We start from the raw sequence: 25,796 nt of genomic DNA on the forward strand, positions 1-25,796 counted from the left end.
CCAAAGTGAAAACAAGTAGAAACCCAAGAATACCAACTGCATTCTTTGGGTTTCCTTTTAGGGTTTCTATTTCAAAAAGTAAGCTACTTTACCATGGAAAACGGTGATATAGTCACCATTTCTATCATTCCCCATCGTAGAGCTCATGCTGTTCGAAGCCTCAGCCATCCGATCGTTTAATTCAATTCCCTCCACTAGTTCTCCAGATTGAGGATCTAACTTCAATAGTTTAGATGGTGTCGTTGTATCATCCACACCTTCTTGCGTCAGAATATACAAAGTATTATCGATAATGTATGCGCCAAAGATGAAGTGTTGACCAAAGTCGAGGGACCAGATCTCTTCTTTAGCATCCATATCAACCGCAATCAATGTTGTGTCACCCGTATCAAAGTCAACATCTTCGTAAATCATTGTCGTTCCATCGAATAAAGGATAAGGGGCTACAGGGCCGAGAACACTTCCTTGAAATTGATAATCATCAAGCGGCTCCCCTGTTTCCATATCATATTCATGAAATACACTTTCAGCATCTAGAATATATAAGCTATCATCCGCAAAAAATGGAATAGAATAGCGTAGGGACTCAGGAAGTTCTTGCTTCCACACCTCGTCGCCCGTTTCCATTTCTACCACTTTTAACTGTGAATCCGCGCTCACATAATATAAGTGATCATCCTTGAACGCTAATTGGAAAGGCGATCCTTTCCCACTTTGTTTCAGGTTACCGATTTTCTTTTCCCACACCTTAGAACCGTCATTTAATTGATATTTAAATAATGTAAAGTCGTCTGCAAATAGTTCATCTTCATTTGTCTTTTTTCCTGCTGCAAAGTAAATGGCATCATCCATCACATACACTTCACCTAGATCACTATAGTCAACTAGATTAATTTTATATACAGATTCCCCCGTTTTTTTATCCAAAGCTTCGACAAAGGTACCCTCCCCTTCATCCACCTCGTTATTGACGAGAATATAATCATCTGTCATTAGATTTGGCCTTCTAAATGGATAAGGCACTTCGCTTTTCCAAATTTCTTTCATATCTTTCGTATAGGCAATCGTTTCATCATCTTCCGTATTGATAAAAAATTGATCTCCATCGACAAAAGCCCCATTTTCAATCGGCTTCTCTGTTTCCATACGGATCCACTGATCTTGATCATAATCATCAATTGATGTGAATGTAAAATCTTCAATTGAACCAAGAGAAGAGCTTAAATCCTCCTCTTTTTCGTCGGTATCTTCATTTGATTGATCCTGGCTCTTTTCAATTTCTGTATCTGGTTCCTTGTCATTCCCCTTTGGACTACTGCTACTTGCACAGCCTGTCATCACTAGGAATATAGTTATCATACTTAACAATAATGTGATTCTTTTCATAAAAAACACCTTTCTAGTCCATTCCTTAAAAATGGGCTTTGCTAATTCAAGAATTTCTTCGCCTGGTGTCAAATGAAGAACAACGCCTTCAATCGTCACAAAAGCACGCTTGTATTTTAAAATTTTTTGTCCTCAAGCTAAAAATCCCCACTAATATTTACCCTTTCTATCAGTCTACTAAACGGAAAAGGTAGGTAATAATAAAACATTAAGCTGGCCTTATTCTAGTACTTTAAAATCAACATTCGCCTCCATATTAACATATTCTCCCTCATCTCCAGACTTTACAAAAAAGTCGGTATATCCATTTACCTTATAATAGCCAGTTAGAAATCCACTTCCTTCCAAAAAGTGATCTACAAATTTTTGATAGGATGGATCTTCTTCAAAAATCACTTCCGCCTTCTTTACGTAATTTTCGCGATAAGGCTCTCCCTTTTTCAATTTTGTTGTCACACCGATTTCTTGAACACTACTTTCAATGTAATAACCACGTACTTTCTCTTCCAGCGAGAATAGAATGGCAGAGGCGGAATGGACAATAGAGACTTCCTCTTTTTCACCAATATATTCGATTTCCCCATATAGCTTTACTTTCTCATCTTGACGGTATTCCCCTTTTTCACTCACTAGCCGAAAGATAAAATCCCCCTGCTTCACCTCATCTTCCGTTTGTTGTACCTTATACTTTTCCAATTCCTTCGCATCAATTTGAGAAGATGACTGACAGCCAGCTACCAGAATAACAAGTAACAAAAGTAAGATTGAGAATGATCGATTCACGAAGCTCCTCCTGTTCAGATTTATTGTTCCTAACCATAAAGGGTCCCTTACCTCCGCTCTCCCTCTTTTCTGGGATTTTCACCTTTTCGAGGACGGTCTTAGACATAAAATTCAATAATCCGTTCCAGTTCTTCTAAATATAGTTTCGCCATCCGGCTTAGTTGGGCCTTTTTGTGTACGATCCAGCCAACGGAGATGACTTCTCCTTCTTCTAACGGGACAGATACGATATTGGAACCATTGAGATCGGCGCTTAAGATGCCTGTTGAAATGGTATAACCATTCAATCCAATTAACAGATTAAATAACGTGGCACGGTCACTGACCTGGATGCTTTTTTTGCTAGGGATTGTACTGAAAATCTCCTCCGAGTAATAGAACGAATTATATTCCCCTTGTTCAAAGGTAAGACGCGGATAGTCTTCTAAATCCTCTAATGTTACAGATGAGCGATTCGCCAATGGATTTTGTGAGCTCACAAAAATATGAGGTGAAGCTTTAAAAAGCAGATTAAACTCCAGTCCTTCTTCCTTTAACAGTTGCATCATCACTTTTTCATTAAACAAACTAACATATAAAATACCGATTTCACTCCGTAACGTTTTAACATCTTCTATAATTTCATACGTTCGCGTTTCTCTCATCGTAAATTGATATTTATCGGAACCATGCTTTTTGATCATTTCGACAAGAGCATTTACCGCAAAGGCATAATGCTGTGTCGAGACTGAGAAAAGTTGCGGCGAAGGAGCCGTATTAAAATAACGGCGCTCTAAAAGTTCCACCTGTTCCACTACTTGTCTAGCATAGCCAAGAAATTCCGCCCCATCTGGTGAAAGGGTAATGCCTGTTGACGTTCTGGTAAAAATCGTTTTCCCTAATTCCTCTTCAAGATTTTTGATCGCCTTTGACAAGCTAGGTTGCGAAATATAGAGTCTGCGCGCTGCCTCATTCATAGAGCCACTTCTGACAATTTCAATCACATATTTTAATTGTTGTAAATTCATTCTTTCGTCCCTCATTGTTCAACACTGTATTTTATTCTATTAGCCTTATATTAGCAGGAAAAGTAGAGCCGATCCGCCCAACAGAACGGGTCTACTGACATTGGTTATAACCATAAGTTATAACCAACTATATCTTTTTTCAGTTACACTATAATACCTTCCCATGATAAACTTCAATATATTCGATCAAAAAATTCATTTTAAATTTTAAGCTTTTAGGAAAAGAGGGATTTAGATGCAAACAAAAACGACAACGATTTTCCGTGCTGACCAAGTTGGCAGCTTATTAAGAACCGAAACAATTAAAAACGCACGCTTACAGAAAGCTGCTGGGGAAATTACACCAGAGCAACTACGTGCTATTGAAGATAGTGAAATCGAGAGAATTGTCAAGAAACAAAAAGAGGTCGGTCTTCAAGCCGTGACAGATGGTGAATTTCGCAGAGCTTGGTGGCATTTCGATTTCTTAGAAAATTTAGTCGGGGTTGAAGGCTATTGGGCAGGAAGTGGGATCCAATTTCAACAACAACAAACTAGATCGCGCGCGATTAAAGTGACAAATAAATTAGACTTCGAACATCACCCTATGCTAGATGATTATAAGTTCCTCCATAAAATAGCTGGAGATCATGTTGCGAAATTTACGATTCCAAGTCCGAGTATGCTGCATTTTCGTGGTGAAGTGGACTCCGTTGTCTATCCAGACGAAGAAGAATTCTTTGATGATCTGGCAAAAGCTTATAAAAAAGGGATAAAAGCCTTTTATGATGCTGGCTGCCGCTACCTCCAATTAGACGATACGGCTTGGGCCTATCTATGTTCAGAAGAACAAAAGGAACAATTGCGCGCCAAAAGGAAAGACCCCGAATACTTGATTAAAATGTATCTTGATACATTAAACAAAGCGGTAGCCGACCGTCCCGATGACTTAAAAGTAACCATGCATATTTGTCGTGGAAATTTCCGTTCTACATGGATTTCTTCGGGGGGATATGAACCAGTGGCAGAGCCATTATTCGGCCATTTAAATATTGATGGGTTCTTTTTAGAATATGACAATAACCGTTCAGGTGGGTTTGAACCGCTACGCTTTGTCAATCGCTCGGATTTAAATATTGTTCTAGGATTGATTACTTCAAAGCATGGCAAGCTAGAGCCCAGAGAAGAGATTATAAGACGAATAGAAGAAGCCTCCCAATTCGTTGATCTTAGCCAGCTCTCTCTAAGTCCTCAATGTGGATTTGCCTCGACTGAAGAGGGAAATCTGTTGACCGAAGAAGAACAATGGGAAAAACTTCGTTATGTAGTAGAAATTGCCGAAGATGTTTGGAAATAACAAAAATGCAAGCAGAACGCTCTAATCTCAACTTTGGTGAATGTGCTTCCTACTGTTTCCTTAAGACCGGCGCTAAAATGGATGCAACTCACCTTTGAAAAATTGAGGTAGACAAGCACTTTGATGAGAAGAGAACGGCGAAGGGGATTCAGCCGCTCTCCCTCTCTCATGTAAACTTGAGGAATTGCCGCTTTTGCAAGGTACTTTCTCAGTCTAATTTTTGTAATATTTAAACATTTCCACGAAAGGAGATTGAAATGCGCGTTGTTCAGACTACACAAGTTATAGCCGAGAGTAAATTCAATAAATTTCATTTATTAGTGTTTCTATGGTGCTTTTATGCGATTGCCTTTGATGGGTTTGACATTGCTCTCTACGGAATTGGGTTGCCTTTTATGATGGATGACTTCGGGTTAACTACCGTAGAAGCGGGAGCGATTGGCAGCTATTCATTAGTCGGGATGATGATTGGTTCCTTTGTACTCGGTTCCCTATCCGATCTCATCGGCCGAAAAAAAATATTAGCCATTTGCATGGCGTTATTCAGTTTGTTCTCTTTATTAGCTGGTTTAGCTCCCAATGAGACAATTTTCACGATTATGCGCTTTATTTCCGCTCTTGGAATGGGTGGATTGATGCCCGCCGTGATTGCCGTTATGACAGAATATTCTCCAAAGAAAAATCGGGCACTGACGGTTGCGCTCATGTATTGTGGCTATTCAATCGGTGGGATTTTGGCCTCCCTGATTGGCATGTATGCTATGGAAAGTCTCGGATGGAGATTTCTATATTGGCTAGGCATTATTCCTTTGTTAACTTTGCCATTTTTTCTCAAGCAATTTCCCGAATCTTTATCGTATTCGATTCTGCGGAAACAAGGGGACAAAATCGCCACCATCCTTAACAAAGTCGATCCGAAAGGCGATTATCAAGCAACAGACGATTTTGAATATGCGACTGTTCAAGAACAAGCAAAAGGATTGCCTGTGAAAAAGCTCTTTACCGACAATCGCCTTGTCAGTACATTGGCCTTCTGGGTAGCTGTCTTCAGCTGTCTGCTTATGATTTATGGTTTAAATACTTGGCTACCCAAAATCATGCAGGAATCGGGCTTCGGCATTACTTCCAGTCTATCCTTTAATCTTGTATTGGCCGTTGGACAAATTGGGGGATCCTTACTCGGTGGAATCTTTGTTGAACGACTTGGCCATCGAAAAGTACTATTATGCATGTTCTTAGTTGGAGCTTTTTGCTTTGTTTCCCTTAGCATGGCATCTCATACACTGCTATTATATGGATTGATTGCTCTTGGCGGCGCATGCACAGGCGGAACACAAAATTTGGTCAACCCTTATATTTCCGAATTTTATCCACGTGAAATCCGTGCAACCGGGCTTAGCGTGACAGTTGGAATTGGGCGCATAGGAGCGATATTAGCCCCTGTGATCATTGGGCTCTTACTTGCGACAAATGTTGCCCCGCAAAGTGCCTTTATGGCATTCGCCATCCCAAGTATTCTCGGAGGAATCGCCTTCTTACTAGTCCAAGAGAAATATGGGAGCTTTGATAAAATCACGAAATCTCCTCATCACCCTACGGAACTAGAAAATAAGGTTGGTTAATATTTGATTGCCCTATAGAATGATGTTTGCTTGAATGCAGCGTAGACAGAAATAGACCTAGCTTTCCTGTTATTGGAGAGTAGGTCTATTTTTCACATTCCTAGTCTAAGTTGCCCAGTCTTTACAAATTATGATGCATTCCTTTTGTAATAAGCTCTGATTTCAACCATTGTATTATGCTTAGGGGACCATTCTCGCTAATATTTCTTCACTATCTTCTATCATTCTCTTACAATTTGAACAATGTCTCCCACCTTAAAGCCGTGGAATAAAGAATCATTTTACGAGAACTTCTAATATATACCCTGTAGATTGCTCTAGTTTTTCGCTCACCTGCTCGCTCTCCTTATCCTCTGGCATTTCGGCTAATCGCACCGTCACTGTCGCCCGATCCATATGAATGGATGGATTCCTTTTTAATTGCCAATGAGATGGAATCAGTTGTAATGCCAGCCCAATGATTTCATTTTGCTTGGGACTTTTCGTATAGGTAACAGGCATGCCAATTCGATAGGACAGCTCCTCTAAATCCGCTTCATGGCGTCTCGCTATTTCTGGAGAGATAAAGTGAACCTCCATAAATGTTGTACTTCCTTTTTGTTTCATGCTTGTTTTATAAATGGTTAGATTCCGATCCTTTGCCCATTTCTTCGCCTCTTCAATCGCTTGGTTGTTTTCTAGGCGCTCAGAAGAAGCAGTTGCCTGATACAGACTATTTTCTCCGCCTGTGGATGGGCTTTTCCCCTTTCCATCCTTGAATTGCAGATCAAAGCCCGTTTTCTGTTTGAAGGAATCGGCAAGGGCCTCTTGATTCTCGCTCCCCTCCATCGCCACCACCACTTTCCGATCCTGTAGATGAATGGATGGAGTAGGAATAGCATTACCCAATAATTTTGTTAACTCTGTTTGTAAAAGGTCTTGGCGAACTGATGGCGAAAACTCTACAGACCACCCTGTTTCGCTTTTCACTCTTGTTGCTATTTCTTCCCGCTCCGCTTCTAACACGGCATCAGGGAAATCAAAATAGATGGTGATGGCTTCGTTTTCCGTACCTAAATGATCCACGCCACAGCGTATAAAATGTGGATGGTTTTCCAATTGGTTTCTCACAACTTCCATTCCCTGTGCAGGATTCATTTTCAGCCCTTGAATCGGGAGGTCCAGCGCGCTTAATCTTTTTTTAATGGCCGGGTCTATTTTATAAATTGTGACATCGAATTGATTCGAATCGATATTTTCTGCTGGAAGGCTTTGTAGAGCTAAGCTAATGGCTAAACGAGAGTCAATCGAATCTATCTGTAAGGCATGAACTATTTCTGTTAAAGAAAGGTTTTCATTAGGCAATCGCTCCCACGGTATCCCTTCTAAATAAGGACGACTAAAGCTAAATACTTGATCCGTAACCTCTCTAAGTTCGTCTATCGATTGATTCCAATACCCAATTGTTTCTTTTATTTGCCCTGGACTTAACCGAATTTGCTTTCCTTTAGGCGTTTGACAAATAAATGTTTTGGTTTTTAGTTGTACATTCATGCAGATTGCTAATTTAAGTGCTTTTCCTGACTCCTTTTGATAGAGCAACAGGCTGCCAATTTTCTCTCTTAAACTTTCATTCTCCGTATTTCGATAACGTTTCCCAACAACGCCTTTTCCAGACTTGCGCTTTTCAAATGGATATGTTTCCCCATTCTCAACAAGCAAAGGATGGAATTTCGGGTCTATGATCGTTGATAACTGTGTTCTCGCCTCATCATCCCCATGCACAAGCAAAGTATAAGTGGGACTTAAAGTTTGCACAAATCGATTGATTTCATTGGCATCTGCATGTGCAGAAAGCCCATACTTGCCAATGCGACATTTGACCGGATAACTTTGCCCATTCAACTCAATATGGTCTTCCAAACCATCCGCAATATTTAGTAACTTCCTTCCTGGACTCTCCTCATCTTGATAACCTGTAATAAAAATAGCGTTTTTCTCATCCGTCACAAGCCTTTCTGCATACCAAGAACTAGCCCCTCCAATTAACATCCCTGAAGAAGCCACGATGCATCCTGGCTTTCCCTTTAAAATTTGTTCCCGTTCCTTAGGATGGACAGCCTTACAACGACCTTCCGTTAAAAAGGCATCCCCATGATTTCGAACTCGATAAGCCACAGGCCCTTTTAGAAAATGCGGATAGCTTTTGTAAATTTGGCTTACCGGTGTTACTAAACCATCCACATAAATCGGAAATTCAGGGATGAGCCCTTTATCCATATAATCTTGTAAAACTAATAAAACTTCTTGGGCTCGTCCCAATGCAAAGGCTGGAATAAGGGCGAAACCATCATTTGCAATCACCTCTGCTACATGTTTGGCAAGACGATTCTCTTCCGTGTTCCGATCCGTATGCGCTCTATTCCCGTAAGTCGATTCCAAAATCATCACATCCGGTTGGATACCATGCGGCACTTGGGCACCAGGGATGGTTCGACCTGCTTTAAAACTTAAATCCCCGGTGACAAAAAGCGTCTCTCCTCCCCCTTCAATCAAAAACATGACCGCACCCAAAATATGACCAGCCCGCAAACTGGTAATTTTCACATTGCCAATTCGCAACACCCCACTAGCTGGAAGCAACAGGATCGACTGGAGAAGCTGATTCACTTGCTCATCTGTGTACGGCGGCAAAGTATTCGTTTCTCTACATCTTTGTTCCAAAATTTTATAAGAATCTTTCATCATAATTCTCATCAAATCCGCTGTAGGCGGTGTGGCATAGAGCGGCACTTCCGGGTAAAGAGCATGAATAATCGGAAGCGCCCCGATATGATCGGCATGTGCATGGGTCACGAGGATGGCCTCTGGATTTCCTAAGTCCTCCAACATCCCTAAAGCTGGAAGAGGCTGATCCCCATGCATTCTCATCCCCGCATCAATTAACAAATTCGTACCAGCTATTTCAACATGCAAACAAGAGGCGCCAACTTCATTGCCGCCTCCAAGAACACTTACCTTCACTATGTCATTGCCTCCTTAAACAAGATCTCTAATTATGAATATTCTAAGCCCCATTGCTTACGGAGAGCGTCCATTGTTTTCATAATATCATAGGTTTCTTCCAAAGGCATGATCGAGCTTTCAAGTTTGCCTGCCCGTAGACAACGCATTGCTTCTTCGGCTTCAAAAATATAGCCTTGTAGTTTTCGATCATCTTGAAATTCTACGACTTCAGAACCGGATTGATGTAAAAAGGCTCCATCTCCGAAGAGGAAATTAGGTAGTCGAATATATCCCTCTGTTCCGTAAATAAATGCATCATTGGCTAAGTTGAGTCGCACTCCTGAGTTTAGCATCGCTGTTTTTCCATCTGGATACTCGAATAGGGCAGAAAAATGTTCATCTACACCTGTTTCTCCAATATGGGCACTGCTTTTAATTTCGGTAGGCTGCTGACCAAAGACGAACGACGCGAAAGAGATGGGATAAATACCAGCATCGAGCATCGCTCCTCCACCTAGCTTTTTATCCAACAAACGACTGTTGGGACTCCAGCCCACATCAAAGCCGAAATTAGCGGTTAGCATTCGGACCTCGCCAATTTTTCCTTCCTCCAACCACTTCTTCGCCTGTACAATAGCTGGTAAGTAACGTGTCCACATCGCTTCCATTAAGAATGTATTATTTTCCCTTGCTACCTGAATTAGTTCCTCTGCCTCTTCTGCATCCATCGTAAACGGTTTCTCGCATAATACGGCTTTCCCTGCCCGTAGGCACTGAAGCGCACAGTCTTTATGCTGTGTATGTAAGGTCCCTATATACACAATCTCAATATCTTGATCTTGTACAAATGCAGCATAATCAGCATATGTACGCTCAATACTGAATTCGCTTGCAAAGGCGGTCGCCTTTCCCTCTGTTTTGGAAGCGACAGCAACCAACTCTGCATTTTCCGATTGCACTAAATCTGAAGCAAACTTCCGCGAAATATTCCCCGCTCCCATAATTCCCCACTTTATTTTTTGCTCTGTCATGTCCATTCCCCTTTCAAAAAATTAATATGTATAGATTACATTATAGCTTATTATGAGACTGACTTTCTATTACAAAGTTACCTAGAATATACAATTATATACACTCTTGCCCTAACGGTTAGGCATCCTCTTATCTGCCAACTTCCATTCGCCCAGAGATTAAAGATTGCCCGCATCTTCTGCCTGTATCATGAATGTTCGGCAGATTAAGAAGTTTGTTACTTTATTGCTCCCTATGAGTAAGGGAATAGGCATCCTTTGGTGGCTAGACTCTCTCATAAGGAGTTTTTTGTTTAACTAATATGTTCCACGTGATGATACCTTCCCATTGAAAAGCAGGTTTTAAATTACATTTTATTTCGCCCAGTTAAACCCGATCCTGTTCAAAAAGGCCTTGGCTAATACTGTATGACCGGTTGCATTTGGATGGACACGGTCCCACGCAATGGCTGCGGGATATAAATTTTTTAGTACTTTATTAAAAGCAGCTTGAGTATTAATCAATAAACAATCTTCTTCGTTTGCAATTTTTTCGACTACCTTACCATACTGATCCATTTTCTCTCGCATTAAATCCTCTTCATTCGGTTCAATATAAAATGGGGTCATCAACACAATTTGATTGACAGTCGGCTTTGATTCTTGAACGATTTTTCGAAGCGTTTCTTCATACTCCTCTATGTAGACATGTTGGTGTTTTATAAAAGGTGAATCAAATTGACGCCAAACATCATTAATGCCGATCATAATGGATAGCCAATCGGGATTTTGATCTAGTACATCTTCTTGCCATCTTGCATGTAAATCTCTCACCGTATTGCCAGAAGTTCCTTTATTCACAACCCTTATTCCCAACTCAGGATAAGTTGATTGTAAAAATGCATCTACAATAGAAACATACCCATTTCCAAGTGCCTGAAACACTCCTTCTCCTTCCGGCTTCGCTCTGTCACAATCTGTTACAGAATCACCGATGAATAACAGCTTTTGATCTTTTTCTAACAACATTTCGTGATCTCCTCATTTCGGTAGTTATATTTCTAATCATACGAGTTTTGAACATCCTCTAAAATATACTAGCTCTTGAACCCTATATAACTAATTCTCTCACTGGCGACATTTCCCTGCTAGTATTTTGCTAAAATGGTGGAACTTGAGTAAGGAACTTTTTCTAGAAAGACAACTCTCCGCTGAAAAAAATGAGTTCAAAAAAGCTTATAATCTAATTTACTCTCTTTTATATATGTCATATAATGAAGGTGCATAAGAAAAATTCGAATAAATGGCTAAGAAGATGGTGTGGATTTACGAGGAGAGGCTGTCCATTCTTTCACCATCTAGCTATTTTAGTGAAACGTTTAGATTTGAAGGTACTCGCTCTCTATAACCTTCCTATCGCAAACGCCAACAAACTTTTTCTTTTGTTTTTAGAAATGTTTTAGAAATCGAATAAGGTAGGCCTATCCCAAAAAGGCTTCATTTTATTACGATAAAAAATATGAAAAAGGGGAGTTCATTCTCATGAAGAAAAGTTTAAGTGTGCTAGCCGTACTTTTATTAATGTTGGTACCGCTACTAAGTGCATGTAATTCGGAAACACAAAATGCTGATTCAAGTAACGATTCAGGTGGAAAGTCCAGCTCAAAGAAACATAAAATTGGCATTCTTGCCCCTGCTGTCACACATGGTTGGGTGGCGGCCGTAGCTTACCACGCGGAAGCACGTGCGAAGGAATTATCGGATGAGATCGATTATAAAATCCAAACAAGTTCTGACGCACAAGAAATGACTTCTCAATTGGATGACTTAATGACTTGGGGTGCGGAAGCGATTGTGGCCTTTCCTCAGTGGGAAGGAATGGAAGTTCCTATTCAAACCGCTCTTGATGCGGGAATTAAAGTGGTTAACTTTGATATCGAAATTGATGCTGACGGGGTTTATCGTGTATCTGGCGATAATGAAGGTATGGGTGTTGAAGGTGCGAAATATATCATTGATAAAATTGGTACAGAAGGCAATGTTGTTGTGCTAGAGGTACCATCCTCTGGTTCTGTTTCGAAATTAAGAAAACAAGGTTTCATGGATACGATGGAGGAAATGGCTCCTGATATGGAAATTAGCACGTACGCTACTCAATTTACACGCGAAGATGGTTTGAAAGATTTTGCGGATATTTTAACGAGCAATAAAAAAATTGATGCTGTTTATTCTATGGATGACGAAACATCCATTGGCGTTCTTCAAGCAATCAGTGAAGCTGGAAGAGATGATATTAAAGTCGTGACTGGTGGAGGCGGCATGCAAGAATACTTCAAAATGATGCCGGAAAACGAAGATATTTGGATTCAATCCGCCCTCTATAGCCCAGCCATGGTGAAAGATGCTGTTGATGTCTCTCTTAAACTATTAAATGGAGAAGATGCTGACGAGGTAACGATTATCCCTACAACTGTTGTAGACCGGGATAATTACGAAGAATTCATTGATGAGGAGTCTCCGTACTAAGAAGAAAAGCGCAAGGCGGTTGCTAAGGGGCGACAAGCAATTGTCTTCGCCGTTTTGACCAACATCCTGTTGGCCTCCGCCCTGGCGCAACGCTGTTTTGACCCACATCCTGTGGGTCCGAAGTGATGAGGGATTATGGCCTTGCCATGTCTCTCTTTTAATCGAAGGTATGGAAGTGATTGTATGAAAATCGAGATGAGAAACATAAGAAAATCATTTGGAAAAAACGATGTGCTCAAGGATGTATCGTTTAGCGTTCAAGGTGGAGAGATTTGCGCTTTACTCGGTGAAAATGGCGCAGGGAAATCGACCCTTATGAATATTCTCGGCGGCGTCCATCAAATGGATGCAGGTTCCATTTTCATCGATGGAAATCCTGTAAAATTTGCTACACCGGCCCAATCACAGGAAGCGGGCATTGCTTTTATCCATCAGGAATTAAATTTAATCAATGACTTACCGATCTATGAAAATATGTTTATCGGCAGAGAATTAAAAACCAAAACAGGTAGTTTAGATTTAAAGCGTATGTATCGTGAAACAAACGAAATGTTTAAAAAGATGAATATTGATTTAGATCCCGGAAAAATGGTTCGTGACCTAGATTCTTCCTATAAACAAATTGTAGAAATTTGTCGGGCAATGATGACAAATGCCTCCATCATTATTATGGATGAGCCGACCACCTCTCTGACTGATCAAGAAATAGAGCGTGTGTTTACGATGATGAAAACATTAACAGAGCATCACGTCGGCATTATTTTCATCTCGCATAAGTTAAATGAAGTGATGCAATTCTGTAGCCGCTATCTCGTCCTTCGTGATGGTAACCTTGTCGCGGAAGGAAATGTCAGCGACGTTACAACGAAGGATTTGGCTAGATTTATGGTTGGATTTGATGTAAGAACAGAGCCCTTATTAAGAGAGAAAAAAATAGGCAAAGAAATTTTGCGAGTGGAAGGACTCACTGATCCAGCTGCTTTTAGAGATATTCATTTTTCTATTAAGGCTGGGGAAATTGTTGGGTTCACAGGGTTACTTGGTGATGGGCGAAGTGAGCTTTTTCAGGCTATTTTTGGAGCAAATCAGCCAACACAAGGTAAGATTTTCCTAAATGGAAAAGAAGTCGTCATTCATAGTCCAACACAAGCGATCGAAGAAGGCATTGCGTACCTTCCAAGAAACCGGAAGGAAAATGCGATCATTAAAGATATGGATATTTTTGAAAATGCTTCGATTGCCACTTGGCCTAAATTTGCCAAACGAGGGAAAATCGAAACGAAGAAACATCAGCTCGAATTTGAAAAGCAAAGACAACGATTACGCTTAAAAATGGGCAAGCAAACAGACAATATCACCAGTCTTTCTGGAGGAAATCAACAAAAAGTTGTCCTTGCAAAATGGTTAGCAGCCGACCCACAGTTGCTTATTTTGGATAATCCAACACAAGGTGTTGATGTAGGAGCCAAAGAAGATATTTATGATATTATCCTGGATCTTGCAGACAACAATATAGCGGTTATCGTTCTTTCAAGTGAAGCCGCAGAAATCATTCGTGTCTGTGATCGAGCCCTTGTGATGTATCATGGGGTGATTCAAGGCGAAGTAACGGGGGAAGAAATGAATGAGCATACGATTATGAATCTCGCTACAGGCGGTAATTGATTGAGGCAAGGGAGGGAAAGTCAATGACTGATAATCTCAGTGTAAAAAATAATCGAAACTTTTTTACGTGGTTTAAATATAAATGGCATCATGAACCTGTATTTAGTACAGCCATTGCTCTCATTGTGATGATCATTATCCAAACATTGGTATTAGGCTTTAATTATGATTCATTTGGTAGTTGGTTTCAATCCTGGCTAAATAACTGGATTAATATTTTAAGAAATAACGCAGGAGTTGGAATCATTGCACTAGGAATGACTTTTGTCATTATGACAGGTGGTATTGACTTAGCAGTTGGTTCTACTTTGGTTGCGACAGGAGCCTTTGCGATGGTTCTATTGGATACGAGCACAAAGGGAATTTTAGGAAGTCTTGGAGTAACAGGTTTTCCCGCAATACTCATAACAATCGTGCTCGTCATCCTTATGGGCTATTTACTCGGACTATTAATCGGAACAAGCATAACAAAGGGGAGTATTCCGCCTTTTATTGCGACCTTAGGAGCGATGATGATCTTTAGAAGTGTCACACAACACTTCATGCAAGGCTATAATCCCAAGGTTCCGATTGAATTTACCCAACTAGCCAGTTTTAAAATCGGCAGCTATATGATTATGCCAATTGTGTATTGGGCGATCATCGCCTATATTTTATACTATGTATCGAAGAAGACAGTCTTTGGCCGGCAAATTATTGCAGTAGGATCAAACGAAAGAGCCGCCAAACTTTCTGGTATTAATGTGAACAAAGTCAAACTAAATGTGTACGCCTTGATGGGGGTCCTTGTTTCGATTGCAGCCATCATTCAAGTCTCCCGGATTGGCTCTATGGATTTTTCAAATGCTGGACGAGGAATGGAAATGGATGCCATCGCGGCTGCCGTTGTAGGCGGCACAAGTATGCTGGGTGGAAGAGGATTTATCCTAGGAACGGTCTATGGAATGCTGATTATTGCTGTTATGAATAATTTATTAAACTTATTTGGTGTTCCTCCGTTTCTCAGGGAAGCCTTTAAAGGATTTATCGTGATCGCCGCTGTACTTTTGCAAAGAAAAGAACAAGCGGCATAATAGAATAATTTTGGCCATACTACATTCTTTAGGCCATAAGAAAAAGGGGCAGAAAACTTGTCCCTTTTTTCAACTCTATCCCCCTTACGACGTTGCAAACTGCTTTAAAAACAAAAAGTTAAACAGGGTGATACGCTTGAATATAAAAATGTATGTTCATAATGAGAAATGGGTCGCTGGAATGACGATGAAGGATGAAACACAACCTGAGGATTTTAATATGGCCCTTCATGCTTGTGAAAATCCGGATCATGTTTTGAAGAATCGCAGGCAATTGGCTAATTTTTTGAATTGTGAACTGGAGGATTTCGTTTGTGCACTGCAAACACATAGTGCAAATTTTTACCAGGTTACACATATGGATAAAGGCCGTGGTGCAGACGAATTGGAAACTGCGATTCCAGATACGGACGCTTTATACACGTATAAGCCGAATCTGTTGTTATGTAGCTTCAGTGCAGACTGTGTGCCGGTAATTTTTTATCATGAAAAAAGTGGTGCTGCAGGTGTGATCCACTCTGGATGGCAAGGCACGGTAAAAGAGATTTCCTTAAAACTATTCCAGCATCTTATTCAAGTAGAGCAATGTGATCCGAATGACTTTCACGTCCAAATTTGCCCGGCACTCAGTCAAGAGAAATTTGAAGTCGATGAAGATGTCTACGTAAAATACAAAGCCCTTAACTATGCAGACGATTGGATCGAATACAATGAGCGAACAGGCAAGTATCATATTGATAATCAACAGACCGTGAAAAAACAATGCTTATTAGCGGGCATCCCAGAAGATCGTATTCAAGTAGATCCAACCTGCACGTTTCAGAGTCCTAATGGTTTCTCTTACCGCCAAAACAGAAAAAGCGGGAGACATCTTTGTTTTATTATGAAAAGGCAGAAGTAAGGGTCAGCCATTAAGTTGGCTGGCCTTGTTATGGCTAGGATGGGAAAGCTTGAAAACAGTCTTAATCCAAATAAATGGTGAAGTAGGCTTAACCTCGAAAATTCACTCTTAATCAGCAAGCCTTATGCTCAACAACTTCTTCGATTTGGGTAAGTAGTGAATGACATACATTTTTCCATTTTGAATGCGAGAAAATCCCTTTCCTGAATGCCCTTCTGAAAATTCCCGTCCATCAGCAAGAGTGTATTCATAATAAGTGTGGTCCCCTGATGAGCGAACAGCAAATTTTTCTATAACTACCTCTTCTGTCACTGTATTTCCCGTTAAATAACTAGTTATATCAATGAGGTGATCTTTTAAGTTATGAGAGAGAAGTCCTCCTAAAACGATGAGAAACAAGGCTAGTAAAGGGCCAAGCCATGCTAAACGCTTCGGATCAGCAGCTTTCTTTTTTACAATGAAATATATACAAAAGACTATAAGAGCCAAACCCAGCAGGACAAGAACAACACCATACATATTCACGACTAAAACATCATAGGCAATGAATTTTATAAATTGCCCCCTATCCTCCAGGCCAGACAACAACCGTGAAATAAATAGAATAAATGCTATAGCAAGCACAACAACAATAGTCTCGATCGTCCTGTAATCAGACTGTTTATGCTTTCTTTCCATAAATTCCCCACCCCTTGATAGTACGAAAGCCGTTACGAACTAGGTCTTCTCTGATCATTTTTATTCTAGGAACAAATCAATCACATATTCCCAGCCATCCTGGGAACAAATAAAAAGAGCGATAAAGTGAAAAATAGGAGTGATCTCACATGTCGCAACAAGCAAAAGAACAGCAAGGGAAAAAGTCTAACAAGCCAACGCCAAGTACCCCTGATAAATTCGGAAAGATGATCGGTGGGCAAACGGGTGAAATGACCTTCATGATGCAGTATCACTTTCACGGCTTCATTCCTTAATGCTGTTCCAATATGGGGTTCAGTTATGCATGAACCCCATACAATCCTAGTCAATAAATTTTTATTTATTATATAGTACAAGCTACTACTTTCCTAGTTACTAAAAGACTCTTTTTCTCTCCATTTCCTTTAAATGCTCTTATTCCAGTCAAACTTCTCTCCGACTTTCTCCATTAAAAATAATCCGCTGTTCGGCGGATTATCCCATCATCTATAAAATTTATTTCCCGAAAGTCGCTTCCATGCGTTTGATCGGGTCATCTTCTATCTCTTCCGACCATTCTAATACTTGTCCGCAACGGAGGAGTTCAGTTCTTAAATCATGATATTTTACTTCCTGTACATTTACTTTGTTTCTCAAAGCAAGTACCGCCGCTACCCCAGCGGATTGTCCTAGTATCATGAAAACTGGTTCCATGCGAATAGATCCATAAGCAATATGAGAGCTTGATAAACAAACAGGAACAAGTAAGTTCGTACATTCGCTTGATCGTGGGCGAATGGAACGATAGGAGATTGAAAACGGAGAAGTCGGCACTTGAACATCTCCTTCATTGACACATCGTCCATCTATCACAACACGACGGCAATGATGGGAATCCATATGATAAGAAGCAAGTCCAACTGAATCATGGACGGAAGATTGGCCTAAACAATTATGATCTGTCATCACATAATCAGAAATCATCCGTCGAGCTTCACGAATATAAAGTTGCGGAGGCCAATGCCCTGTTTCCACAAATTCATCTTCAGGAAGCCCCCATTCACTTACTTCTGCGCGAATACTAATCGGTACACGTTCATCATTTGCAAGAAAATAAAGAAGACCGAGATCATAATTTACATGCTCTTGAAAAATTTCCTCACGTCGTTCATAACTCCCCTCTGGCCAGTCATAGTTCATACCAATATAATCCGTCGAGAAAGCGCCATAATTGTTTAAATCTGACTTTCCATTTGGCAGCATAGTATGGAGCTTCATCACATCCCATACACCAGAGTGAATGTATCGTAATAACAGTTGATATTGATCGGCACAGTAATTAGCCGGTTTTGGAAAGGGAAGGCGTTTTTCGGGATCGTTCGTAAGGCAAATTCGAAAATTATAAGCTTGTATGCGATGATCCCCTTGCCCTTGATAACCTAGTAAGGCTGGATCATCCTCCGTTATTCCTGGTAAAACTCCACTCTTGGCATCCCCTTCTACCGTATAAGGATCGATCCATTTTTCAAATTTATGGTGAGGACCGCCAAATTGAATCCCATTATAAATTTCTTTATATGTCGCATTGGATTCCCTTCCAACAAAATAGGATATATCGGCTCTGGCTAATAAATCACCTTCATAACTGCAGTCTAAAAAAATGTCTGCCTGATAACGGGAACCATCTTCCATTGTGATTTCCACTATTTTACCATTTATCTTAGACACCTTTTCTAAATGCTGGCGATAATATACAGGGATTTCATACTCTTTTATCCACTTATGAAATACATATTGGGCAGCCTTCGGTTCAAAAACCCATTGCTTTTCCTTCTGGTAATAACGGGTGATCTCTTGGTAGAATTCTTTAGCAAGACCACCAATCGCTTCCTCTGCTCCAAGATCAGTGGCTCCTAAACCACTTGCTGTCATCCCGCCAATCTGCTGGCTAAATTCTGCAATCGCGACAGAATATCCCGAGCGGGCGATTTGCACAGCCGCTGTCATACCTGCTGGGGTTCCTCCGTAAATAATCACATCCTTTTTAATGATCCTTGATTTCGAATTTCTTTTGGTTGGTACATAATAATGAAGCTGATCTAAACCCAACATCCCCACCAACTTTCTTGTTTTTCTAGAAGCAAACGCCGCTTTTACAGCGCTGCGATTATGAATAAAGATTGTTAATAGCAAATTAGCTTAGTCAACGTACTCGTCTTCTTATTACGTAACTGTTCAAATTCTTCCGGTACGTCATCAAAAGCAACTTCTGCTTTTAATAGTGGCTGCACATCGATTCTTCTTTCACTTACTAAGCGAATATATTCAGCGATATTGCGGCCTTCCGTCCAGCGAACAAATCCATAGGGGTAATCAATCGCTTGCTTCTCATAGACCTCATCATAGCGTCCAGGTCCGCCCGCTCGCGATATTAGAAGCTCCGCCTCTTTTCCAAACATAAGATTTCTCGGAAAGTCAGGTTCCACATCCCCTACGATTACAACCTTTCCCTTATTTCGAATCCATTTCAGGCTCTCATGAGTAAGGGGTGACCTTTTTCCACCTGTACAAAGTAAAACAGCATCAGCGCCATAGCCATCAGTGCTTTTAAAAATCTGTTCTTCCATACCCTCCATATTAGAGAAGGCTTTAATGCCTTTATCCCGGGCTAACATGGCGACCCGCTCTTTTGATAAATCGCAAGCAATCACACGATAAGCAGCAGCATTGGCAATTTTAGCAATCATTTGTCCAAGCATTCCCAACCCTATGATGACGATTGTTTCGCCAAATTGTAACTTGGCGATTCTTAGTGCATGAATCGCAATTGCCCCGATTCCAGCAAGAGCTGCCTCTTTAGCCTCTACAGTTTCCGCAACTTTTGTATACAGTGTGCGCGGCACTAGTAAATATTCACCATGGTGAACATATGGTGCCCCGTAACAAGCAACAAGATCACCAGTTTTCACATTGCTGATCCCTTCCCCACATTCTACAACTTCCCCCATCGCGCTATATCCAAGCGGAATCTCTCGATTAGAACTATTCTCCATCATCCCTAATTCCGTACCCGGGGATATTACGGAATACATCGTTTTCACCAAAATATAAGCCGGTTTGAGTAAGGGCATTTCCTCTTCTACTATTTCTACTCGTTGGTTTTTTGCTACGATTTTGCGCAAAGCCATCACACTCCCCCATTCTTATACTTCACTCAACCACTTTTTAAGATGAGATCGTACAAACTCATCATCATTTAGATGTGGGTATACCGCATAGACACGGTCAATTTCCTCAGCTTGACCAGAACTCAACCTCTCCTTATCTAACAAACATTCATTTCCCTGTAATAATCCTTGCCTGGCTAAAACTTCATTAATACCAGCTATACAGCCTTTATACTGATTGTTCACATCAAAAAAGGCAGCATTCGCATCCGTAATTTCCTGCCCTAAAGTCAATAACTCCCTCGGAATTTCTGCCTGATCTCTTACCGATTGGATTTGTTCGAATAAATCAACAGCCTTTTTCGTCCAGACGGCCCAATGCCCAAGCAAACCCCCAACAATCGGCTTTTCTATCTTTTCCCCCGCTACCTCAAACCGATATGTTGTTAATAAATCGTTTACGATATTATCGTCATTTCCTGTATAAATGGCGATTTCCTCATTCCTTGATGAATGACAAACAGCGCGCACAACATCAAGAGACTGATAGCGATTAAAAGGGGCGATCTTGATCGCATGCACGTTCGGAATTTCCGCAAACGCCTTCCAAAATTCATATGATAGTATTCTACCTCCAACAGATGGCTGCAGATAAAAGCCGAAGACTGGGATGATTTCTGCGATTCTTTCTGTCCGTTCTAGAAGTTCTTCTTCCGAACAGGTCGTTAATCCTCCCATACTCAGCAAACCAAGGTCATAGCCAATTCCTTTGATAAACTTAGCCTCTTGCATCGCTTGCTCTAATGGACCGCAAATTCCGCCAACTTTAATAAATGCTTTCGATATTTGAACCTTTTCAATTTCTTCAATCGCTAAAGCCATTACCTTTTCATACAGATTGAACTTAGGATCGCGTATTTCAAACTGTGTTGTATGGACCCCTACTGCCACTCCACCTGCCCCTGAATCGATATAATAGCGAGTCAATGCACGTTGTCTTTGCTCGTCAAGTTCTCGCTCCTTCGTTAAAGCCAATGGATGAGCAGGAATCACAACCCCTTCATGCAGCTTTTCCTTTACATGTGGATTTAACATTTAAAAAGCCCCTTTTCGTTCCTGGAAATGTGTTGGTTTATCATGAGTTTCCCCATTATTCATCAACCAAATTGAGACCATGTCAATCATTTGCTGGATTGTTACTTTTGGATAGCCAAATAATTGATGTGCTTTCGCCGCATTGTTTAATAATGCGGTCTGTTGCTCCTCATTCTCAAATTGCGGATGCTCGCCAAAGCGCTTTCCAAATTCCTCAGCTAACCAGCGAATAGAGATCGTCTCTGGCCCCGTTATATTTAAAATCTTCGGTGGTGATTCACAATGTAAAAGAGAACGAATGGCATATTCATTGGCATCGCCCTGCCAAATAACATTCACATTCCCCATCGCTAAATCAATCTTTTTCCCTGTCAGTACTTGTTTCCCGATTTCTAAGATAACCCCATAACGCATATCAATGGCATAGTTTAAGCGAAAAAAAAGCATGGGCGTTTCATTTTTCCGAGAGAAATAAGTTAAAATTCGTTCGCGTCCTAAACATGATTGCGCATATTCTCCAATTGGTTCTACTGTCTTTTCCTCTGTACAATCATTGTTTAAAACATTCGTCAAAGGATATACATTTCCTGTTGAAAAGGCGACAATCCTTGAGGAGGAAAATTTTTCAGCTAATCGTCCGGGTAAATAAGTGTTCATCGCCCAAGTAAAATGTTCATTGCCGACTGTACCAAATTTATTTCCCGCCATATATATGATATTTTTAACATTCGGTAAAGACTGTAAAGCTTGATCATCTAACAAATCGACGGCAATGGTGTCAATTCCAAAATCCTCCAACTCTTTTTGCAGGTTCCCCGACGAAAAACGTGAGACGCCAATGACTCGTTTCTCAATTCCCGCTTCATGAATAGCCCGTTTCGCCAATTTGGCTAACGTCGGGCCCATTTTCCCTCCTACGCCTAAAATCAAGATATCTCCATTAATGTTTTTAATATCCCTTAATAATGATTCTGAAGGTTTTGTCATAAACTCCTCTAATTCTGCAATGGTCTTCATTTACACACCCCTATATTCCTGATTTCAAAACAATTAAACTACTTATTCTGATTGTATGAATAGATTCATTAAAAGACAAGTCTTGTAAAGGTCTTTAATTAGCATTACCCAGAAACCCCTTGCAACCCTATAAAATCAAACTTTGACAGTTCCCTCTCAAAAAAGTAATATGATAGATAAAGAGACAAAAACGAGCTATAAAGGAGTAGAATCGATGTCAACTAATGCTTCATCCCATTCAGAAATCCAGATCGGCATTATCGGTCCCCAACCTCTTATTGAGTTAACAAATGAATCATTAAAGTCTTTCCCAAATTTTAAGGCACATTTTCGCAATTTTAATTCTTCCAACTTTAACTCGGATGCGCTTCAAGACTTAATGAGTGATGTCGATGTGATTCTATTTACCGAGTATCATTTATACGAGATGGCTAAACAACAAGTTAAATTCAGCATTCCAGTACATCATGTCCCCTTAATGGGTACTGGACTTTACCGCTCATTATTTCTTCTGAAAAACAGCCATGGATTAAGAAGCCTATCCGTTGATACAGTAGAACTAAAATATGTAGAACAGATTTTGCTAGAGCTTGATGAACAGGCAAAAGAAATATACGTTTATAAAAAACAAACCCAAGGACCAGAAATCCAGAAAATTATTGAATTTCATCTGCAAAATTACGATACATACGATACGGTTGCCTTAACTGGTATCCAAGAAGTCGCGGAGGGTCTGGTAAAAAAGGACATCCCATTTGAATGGGTAACACCTACACAGCAAGATCTGATTGTCTCTCTTGAGCGCGCTCTTTTAGCAACCGATACTCGACGAAATAAAGAGGCACAAATTGTCTTCGGGTTAATCAATGTCGATAACTTCAAAGGCGTCGTAGAAAAATTTACTTCTGAACACGATGTCCAGTTACTAAAACTGAACATTCAGCAAATGTTACTTGATTATATGAAACAATTAGATGGCCACCTTATTAACTTAGGTGGAGAAGAATATTCCTTTATCACAACAAGAGGGATCTTTGAGCGTGAAACAAGAGGCTATAAGTTTATCCCTCTTCTTCAAGATACAAAAAGCGAACTCAATATAACGCTTAGTATGGGCATTGGGTTCGGGAGCACGGCCGCAGAAGCTGGGAACCACGCACGGTTAGCCCTCCGTCAATCCAAAGAATTGGGAGGGAATGTTTGTTACATTGTCCGAGAAGACCGTAGTGTATTAGGGCCCGTCGATATCACAACCCATACTCAATATGAAAGATATGACTTAGCGATTACAGATGCAGAACTGTTAGATAAAGCTGAAAAAGCAGGAATGTCTGCCGCCTACATGACAAAGCTGATGGCACGAGTCGCCCGCTATCGAAAATTTGATTACACCGCCCAAGAATTAGCTTCCACTTTAAAGATCACGGTAAGAAGTGCTCACCGAATCCTATTAAAATGGATGGACGCAGAATTAGTAGAAATCGTTGGGGAAGAAAAAGTCACACATAAAGGCCGCCCCCGCCGTATCTACCGATTGAGTTTTATTGATGATGGAGAACTTTTTTAAGGTTGGGACTGGTGGCCTCTCTACCAGTTCCTTTTTTACATTGACTCTGCCATTAGGTTCTCAACTTTTTATTGGTCGTCTCGATAAAGCATATTATTTCAATTCTTTCCCTGATCGGTACACTTCTCACTTGCATGATTACTCCCCCAGTAAATCTTTATTTTAATCCCGACATTTGGATTCCTTCCGTAAAATAGCGTTGGAAGAAGAGGAAAATCAAAAAGGTTGGTACAAATGAAATCGCCGATCCTGCCATCTCAATTCCAAAGTTTCCCTCCTTACCGAGCATAGAGGCTAATCCAAGGGTAATGGGGAACATCTTCTCCTGTGTCAAATAAATCAATGGTTGAAATAAATCGTTCCAGTTAGAGATAAAAGAAAATGTTCCAACCGTCGCTACAACTGGGATGGATAACGGTAATATGATCCTAAAGAAGATTTGAAAATCATTTGCTCCATCGATATGAGCCGCTTCCTCAAAATCATCCGGAATTCCTTGTAGAAATTGTCGAACAAGAAATACCCCCATAATTCCCCAGAGCTCTGGAATAATCAGAGCATTAAATGTATTGATCCAACCAAAGTCAGAGAACATAATATACTTCGGAATAATAAGCAATTGTTGAGGAATCATAATCACTGCCATAAAAACCCAAAAAATAATCTCCCGCCCAGGGAACTTTTTCTTCGCAAAGATATAGCCTAGCACAGCGCAAAATGCCATTTGGCTAAAGACCGGGATGACTGTCACAATAACGGAGTTCATAATCCAACGTAAGAAGATGCCATCTCTAAAAATATAAATATAGTTTTTAAAAGTAGGTTGATCAGGGATCCAAAACAAAGGATCCAATTGTGCATACTGAGCATCTTTGAAAGACCCCAAAATCATAATAATAAATGGTAATAAAAAACAAGCACCTAGCAATAGCAATGCTGTGTACGGAATGATTTTCTTAGCCATGCAAGATGTCTCCTTTCCCAAATCCTAACCTCTTCAATAAATATTTGTTTCCTTCCCCAGATACCTCCTTTGTATAAGGGAAATAATCAAGATAATGATAAACAAAACATATGATAATACAGATGCATAGCTTAAGTTCAAGCTTGTAAAACCTTGTTCATATAAATAGTAAACAAGTGTTGTTGTTGAATAGTTCGGACCCCCACCTGTTAACAAATAGGCAGAATCAAAGATTTGGAAAGAACCAATGGTTGTTGTAATGAGTACATAAAAGTGAATAGGCTTTAATAGTGGAAAAGTGATACTGCGAAAAATTCGAAAGGCCGAAGCCCCATCTATTCGCGCGGCTTCATACAATTGCTTTGGAACAGATTGTAATCCCGCAAAATAATAGATCATTGTACTCCCACTTACTTTGAAAATACTTAATCCTGCCAATACCATTAAAGCTTGATCAGAAGCTGAAAAGAATAGCTGTGGTTTAATTCCAATAAAACTAATTAAATAGTTCACTAGTCCATCTGGAGTTCCTCTAAATAACCAGCCCCAGATACCGGCAACAATAACAAAAGAAGTCACAACCGGTAGAAAGAACACCCCTTTAAAAAAACGAGCCATTTTTACACCTGAATTAATAATGAGGGCTAAGATCAAACCAAGTGCCATTGTAGGTAATATATAATAAACAGAAAATAAAACCGTATTCCAAATGGCTTTCCATGCTAATTTATCTGTTAATAAATTCTGCCAATGTTTCAGTCCAACAAATTCTGGATCTCCAATTATTTTCCAGTCCATAAAAGTTAAATAAAAGCTTAATAAAAACGGATACACTTGGAAAATTAAAAAATGGAGCATGATCGGCGTAAGGAAAATATAGACGATCGCATTTCGTTTTAGTTCCCTTTTGACTCTCTGTCCAAAGGGCGCCTTTTTCTTATTCGAAACATATACGGTTGGATTCGTTTCAGTATTGTCCACTGTCATCACCCTATTTCATAAAAAGTCAGTAAC

At 40.2% G+C, this 25,796-nt stretch carries 21 protein-coding genes; 8 read left to right on the top strand and 13 right to left on the bottom strand.

Annotated elements, in window-relative coordinates; translation table 11 throughout:
* Positions 1–66: 66 nt before the first annotated feature.
* The 3 genes from KI363_RS03555 to KI363_RS03565 all read right to left on the bottom strand — a co-directional run bounded on the left by KI363_RS03555 (position 67) and on the right by KI363_RS03565 (position 3,176).
* The gene (locus tag KI363_RS03555) at positions 67–1,386 is read right to left on the bottom strand and encodes an outer membrane protein assembly factor BamB family protein (RefSeq protein ID WP_212965526.1); all 1,320 of its coding nucleotides are present in this window, start codon (positions 1,384–1,386) and stop codon (positions 67–69) included.
* Positions 1,387–1,605: 219 nt separating this feature from the next.
* Entirely contained in the window at positions 1,606–2,169 is a 564-nt protein-coding gene (locus KI363_RS03560; protein WP_212965527.1) for a hypothetical protein, read from the bottom strand.
* A gap of 98 nt (positions 2,170–2,267) precedes the next feature.
* Positions 2,268–3,176, bottom strand: coding sequence for a LysR family transcriptional regulator (locus KI363_RS03565; RefSeq protein ID WP_212965528.1), 909 nt, complete (start codon positions 3,174–3,176; stop codon positions 2,268–2,270).
* 235 nt (positions 3,177–3,411) lie between these two features.
* Between KI363_RS03565 and KI363_RS03570 the strand changes: the two genes are divergently transcribed.
* A complete protein-coding gene (locus tag KI363_RS03570) occupies positions 3,412–4,512 on the top strand; it encodes a 5-methyltetrahydropteroyltriglutamate--homocysteine S-methyltransferase (RefSeq protein WP_212965529.1) in 1,101 nt (366 codons plus the stop codon).
* Between the two features lie 257 nt (positions 4,513–4,769).
* The gene (locus tag KI363_RS03575; RefSeq protein WP_212965530.1) at positions 4,770–6,134 is read left to right on the top strand and encodes an MFS transporter; all 1,365 of its coding nucleotides are present in this window, start codon (positions 4,770–4,772) and stop codon (positions 6,132–6,134) included.
* A gap of 276 nt (positions 6,135–6,410) precedes the next feature.
* Here KI363_RS03575 and KI363_RS03580 read toward each other — a convergent pair whose 3' ends face one another.
* The 3 genes from KI363_RS03580 to KI363_RS03590 all read right to left on the bottom strand — a co-directional run bounded on the left by KI363_RS03580 (position 6,411) and on the right by KI363_RS03590 (position 11,158).
* On the bottom strand, positions 6,411–9,137 hold the full coding sequence (locus tag KI363_RS03580; protein WP_158322654.1) for an MBL fold metallo-hydrolase: 2,727 nt from the start codon (positions 9,135–9,137) through the stop codon (positions 6,411–6,413).
* Between the two features lie 32 nt (positions 9,138–9,169).
* Positions 9,170–10,150, bottom strand: coding sequence for a Gfo/Idh/MocA family protein (locus tag KI363_RS03585; RefSeq protein ID WP_158322652.1), 981 nt, complete (start codon positions 10,148–10,150; stop codon positions 9,170–9,172).
* Between the two features lie 354 nt (positions 10,151–10,504).
* Positions 10,505–11,158, bottom strand: a complete 654-nt coding sequence (locus KI363_RS03590) for an SGNH/GDSL hydrolase family protein (protein WP_158322650.1) — start codon at positions 11,156–11,158, stop codon at positions 10,505–10,507.
* Positions 11,159–11,671: 513 nt separating this feature from the next.
* On the opposite strand from KI363_RS03590, the gene KI363_RS03595 reads away from it, so the two are divergent.
* From KI363_RS03595 to pgeF, 4 genes are all read left to right on the top strand, one after another.
* On the top strand, positions 11,672–12,655 hold the full coding sequence (locus tag KI363_RS03595; RefSeq protein WP_158322649.1) for an ABC transporter substrate-binding protein: 984 nt from the start codon (positions 11,672–11,674) through the stop codon (positions 12,653–12,655).
* Positions 12,656–12,838: 183 nt separating this feature from the next.
* The gene (locus KI363_RS03600) at positions 12,839–14,320 is read left to right on the top strand and encodes a sugar ABC transporter ATP-binding protein (RefSeq protein WP_158322647.1); all 1,482 of its coding nucleotides are present in this window, start codon (positions 12,839–12,841) and stop codon (positions 14,318–14,320) included.
* Between the two features lie 23 nt (positions 14,321–14,343).
* Complete coding sequence (locus KI363_RS03605) at positions 14,344–15,393, top strand: ABC transporter permease (protein WP_158322645.1); 1,050 nt, start codon at positions 14,344–14,346, stop codon at positions 15,391–15,393.
* A 136-nt stretch (positions 15,394–15,529) separates the two neighbouring features.
* On the top strand, positions 15,530–16,294 hold the full coding sequence (gene pgeF, locus KI363_RS03610) for a peptidoglycan editing factor PgeF (RefSeq protein ID WP_158322643.1): 765 nt from the start codon (positions 15,530–15,532) through the stop codon (positions 16,292–16,294).
* A gap of 108 nt (positions 16,295–16,402) precedes the next feature.
* Here pgeF and KI363_RS03615 read toward each other — a convergent pair whose 3' ends face one another.
* Positions 16,403–16,972, bottom strand: coding sequence for a hypothetical protein (locus KI363_RS03615; protein ID WP_158322642.1), 570 nt, complete (start codon positions 16,970–16,972; stop codon positions 16,403–16,405).
* Positions 16,973–17,121: 149 nt separating this feature from the next.
* On the opposite strand from KI363_RS03615, the gene KI363_RS03620 reads away from it, so the two are divergent.
* Positions 17,122–17,268 (top strand): manganese catalase family protein, encoded by a 147-nt coding sequence (locus KI363_RS03620; RefSeq protein ID WP_158322640.1) that lies wholly within the window; start codon positions 17,122–17,124, stop codon positions 17,266–17,268.
* Positions 17,269–17,488: 220 nt separating this feature from the next.
* Here the strand turns inward: KI363_RS03620 and KI363_RS03625 are convergent, their stop codons facing one another.
* The 4 genes from KI363_RS03625 to KI363_RS03640 form a co-directional block, all read right to left on the bottom strand.
* A complete protein-coding gene (locus KI363_RS03625) occupies positions 17,489–19,084 on the bottom strand; it encodes an FAD-dependent oxidoreductase (protein WP_158322638.1) in 1,596 nt (531 codons plus the stop codon).
* A 71-nt stretch (positions 19,085–19,155) separates the two neighbouring features.
* Positions 19,156–20,160 (bottom strand): zinc-dependent alcohol dehydrogenase, encoded by a 1,005-nt coding sequence (locus KI363_RS03630; RefSeq protein WP_246516738.1) that lies wholly within the window; start codon positions 20,158–20,160, stop codon positions 19,156–19,158.
* Between the two features lie 15 nt (positions 20,161–20,175).
* Complete coding sequence (locus tag KI363_RS03635; protein WP_212965531.1) at positions 20,176–21,234, bottom strand: dihydrodipicolinate synthase family protein; 1,059 nt, start codon at positions 21,232–21,234, stop codon at positions 20,176–20,178.
* Positions 21,235–22,251 (bottom strand): NAD-dependent epimerase/dehydratase family protein, encoded by a 1,017-nt coding sequence (locus tag KI363_RS03640; RefSeq protein WP_158322634.1) that lies wholly within the window; start codon positions 22,249–22,251, stop codon positions 21,235–21,237. It lies immediately after the preceding gene.
* A gap of 214 nt (positions 22,252–22,465) precedes the next feature.
* Between KI363_RS03640 and KI363_RS03645 the strand changes: the two genes are divergently transcribed.
* Entirely contained in the window at positions 22,466–23,818 is a 1,353-nt protein-coding gene (locus KI363_RS03645; RefSeq protein WP_212965532.1) for a GGDEF domain-containing protein, read from the top strand.
* A gap of 157 nt (positions 23,819–23,975) precedes the next feature.
* Here the strand turns inward: KI363_RS03645 and KI363_RS03650 are convergent, their stop codons facing one another.
* Together KI363_RS03650 and KI363_RS03655 are read right to left on the bottom strand one after the other, a co-directional pair.
* Positions 23,976–24,782 (bottom strand): carbohydrate ABC transporter permease, encoded by an 807-nt coding sequence (locus KI363_RS03650; protein WP_158322632.1) that lies wholly within the window; start codon positions 24,780–24,782, stop codon positions 23,976–23,978.
* A 33-nt stretch (positions 24,783–24,815) separates the two neighbouring features.
* Positions 24,816–25,769, bottom strand: a complete 954-nt coding sequence (locus KI363_RS03655) for a carbohydrate ABC transporter permease (RefSeq protein WP_373306716.1) — start codon at positions 25,767–25,769, stop codon at positions 24,816–24,818.
* Positions 25,770–25,796: the final 27 nt, after the last annotated feature.

It is taken from the genome of Lederbergia ruris, assembly GCF_018332955.1.
In the GTDB taxonomy this organism is placed as follows: Bacteria; Bacillota; Bacilli; order Bacillales; family Bacillaceae_C; genus Lederbergia; species Lederbergia ruris.

Excerpts from the sequence above, each read along its gene's own strand:
- KI363_RS03555 (WP_212965526.1), bottom strand. The coding sequence starts at position 1,386 with ATGAAAAGAATCACATTATTGTTAAGTATGATAACTATATTCCTAGTG.
- KI363_RS03565 (WP_212965528.1), bottom strand. The coding sequence starts at position 3,176 with ATGAATTTACAACAATTAAAATATGTGATTGAAATTGTCAGAAGTGGC.
- KI363_RS03570 (WP_212965529.1), top strand. The coding sequence starts at position 3,412 with ATGCAAACAAAAACGACAACGATTTTCCGTGCTGACCAAGTTGGCAGC.
- KI363_RS03575 (WP_212965530.1), top strand. The coding sequence starts at position 4,770 with ATGCGCGTTGTTCAGACTACACAAGTTATAGCCGAGAGTAAATTCAAT.
- KI363_RS03585 (WP_158322652.1), bottom strand. The coding sequence starts at position 10,150 with ATGACAGAGCAAAAAATAAAGTGGGGAATTATGGGAGCGGGGAATATT.
- KI363_RS03590 (WP_158322650.1), bottom strand. The coding sequence starts at position 11,158 with ATGTTGTTAGAAAAAGATCAAAAGCTGTTATTCATCGGTGATTCTGTA.
- KI363_RS03595 (WP_158322649.1), top strand. The coding sequence starts at position 11,672 with ATGAAGAAAAGTTTAAGTGTGCTAGCCGTACTTTTATTAATGTTGGTA.
- KI363_RS03600 (WP_158322647.1), top strand. The coding sequence starts at position 12,839 with ATGAAAATCGAGATGAGAAACATAAGAAAATCATTTGGAAAAAACGAT.
- KI363_RS03605 (WP_158322645.1), top strand. The coding sequence starts at position 14,344 with ATGACTGATAATCTCAGTGTAAAAAATAATCGAAACTTTTTTACGTGG.
- KI363_RS03615 (WP_158322642.1), bottom strand. The coding sequence starts at position 16,972 with ATGGAAAGAAAGCATAAACAGTCTGATTACAGGACGATCGAGACTATT.
- KI363_RS03620 (WP_158322640.1), top strand. The coding sequence starts at position 17,122 with ATGTCGCAACAAGCAAAAGAACAGCAAGGGAAAAAGTCTAACAAGCCA.
- KI363_RS03625 (WP_158322638.1), bottom strand. The coding sequence starts at position 19,084 with ATGTTGGGTTTAGATCAGCTTCATTATTATGTACCAACCAAAAGAAAT.
- KI363_RS03630 (WP_246516738.1), bottom strand. The coding sequence starts at position 20,160 with ATGGCTTTGCGCAAAATCGTAGCAAAAAACCAACGAGTAGAAATAGTA.
- KI363_RS03635 (WP_212965531.1), bottom strand. The coding sequence starts at position 21,234 with ATGTTAAATCCACATGTAAAGGAAAAGCTGCATGAAGGGGTTGTGATT.
- KI363_RS03640 (WP_158322634.1), bottom strand. The coding sequence starts at position 22,251 with ATGAAGACCATTGCAGAATTAGAGGAGTTTATGACAAAACCTTCAGAA.
- KI363_RS03645 (WP_212965532.1), top strand. The coding sequence starts at position 22,466 with ATGTCAACTAATGCTTCATCCCATTCAGAAATCCAGATCGGCATTATC.
- KI363_RS03650 (WP_158322632.1), bottom strand. The coding sequence starts at position 24,782 with ATGGCTAAGAAAATCATTCCGTACACAGCATTGCTATTGCTAGGTGCT.
- KI363_RS03655 (WP_373306716.1), bottom strand. The coding sequence starts at position 25,769 with ATGACAGTGGACAATACTGAAACGAATCCAACCGTATATGTTTCGAAT.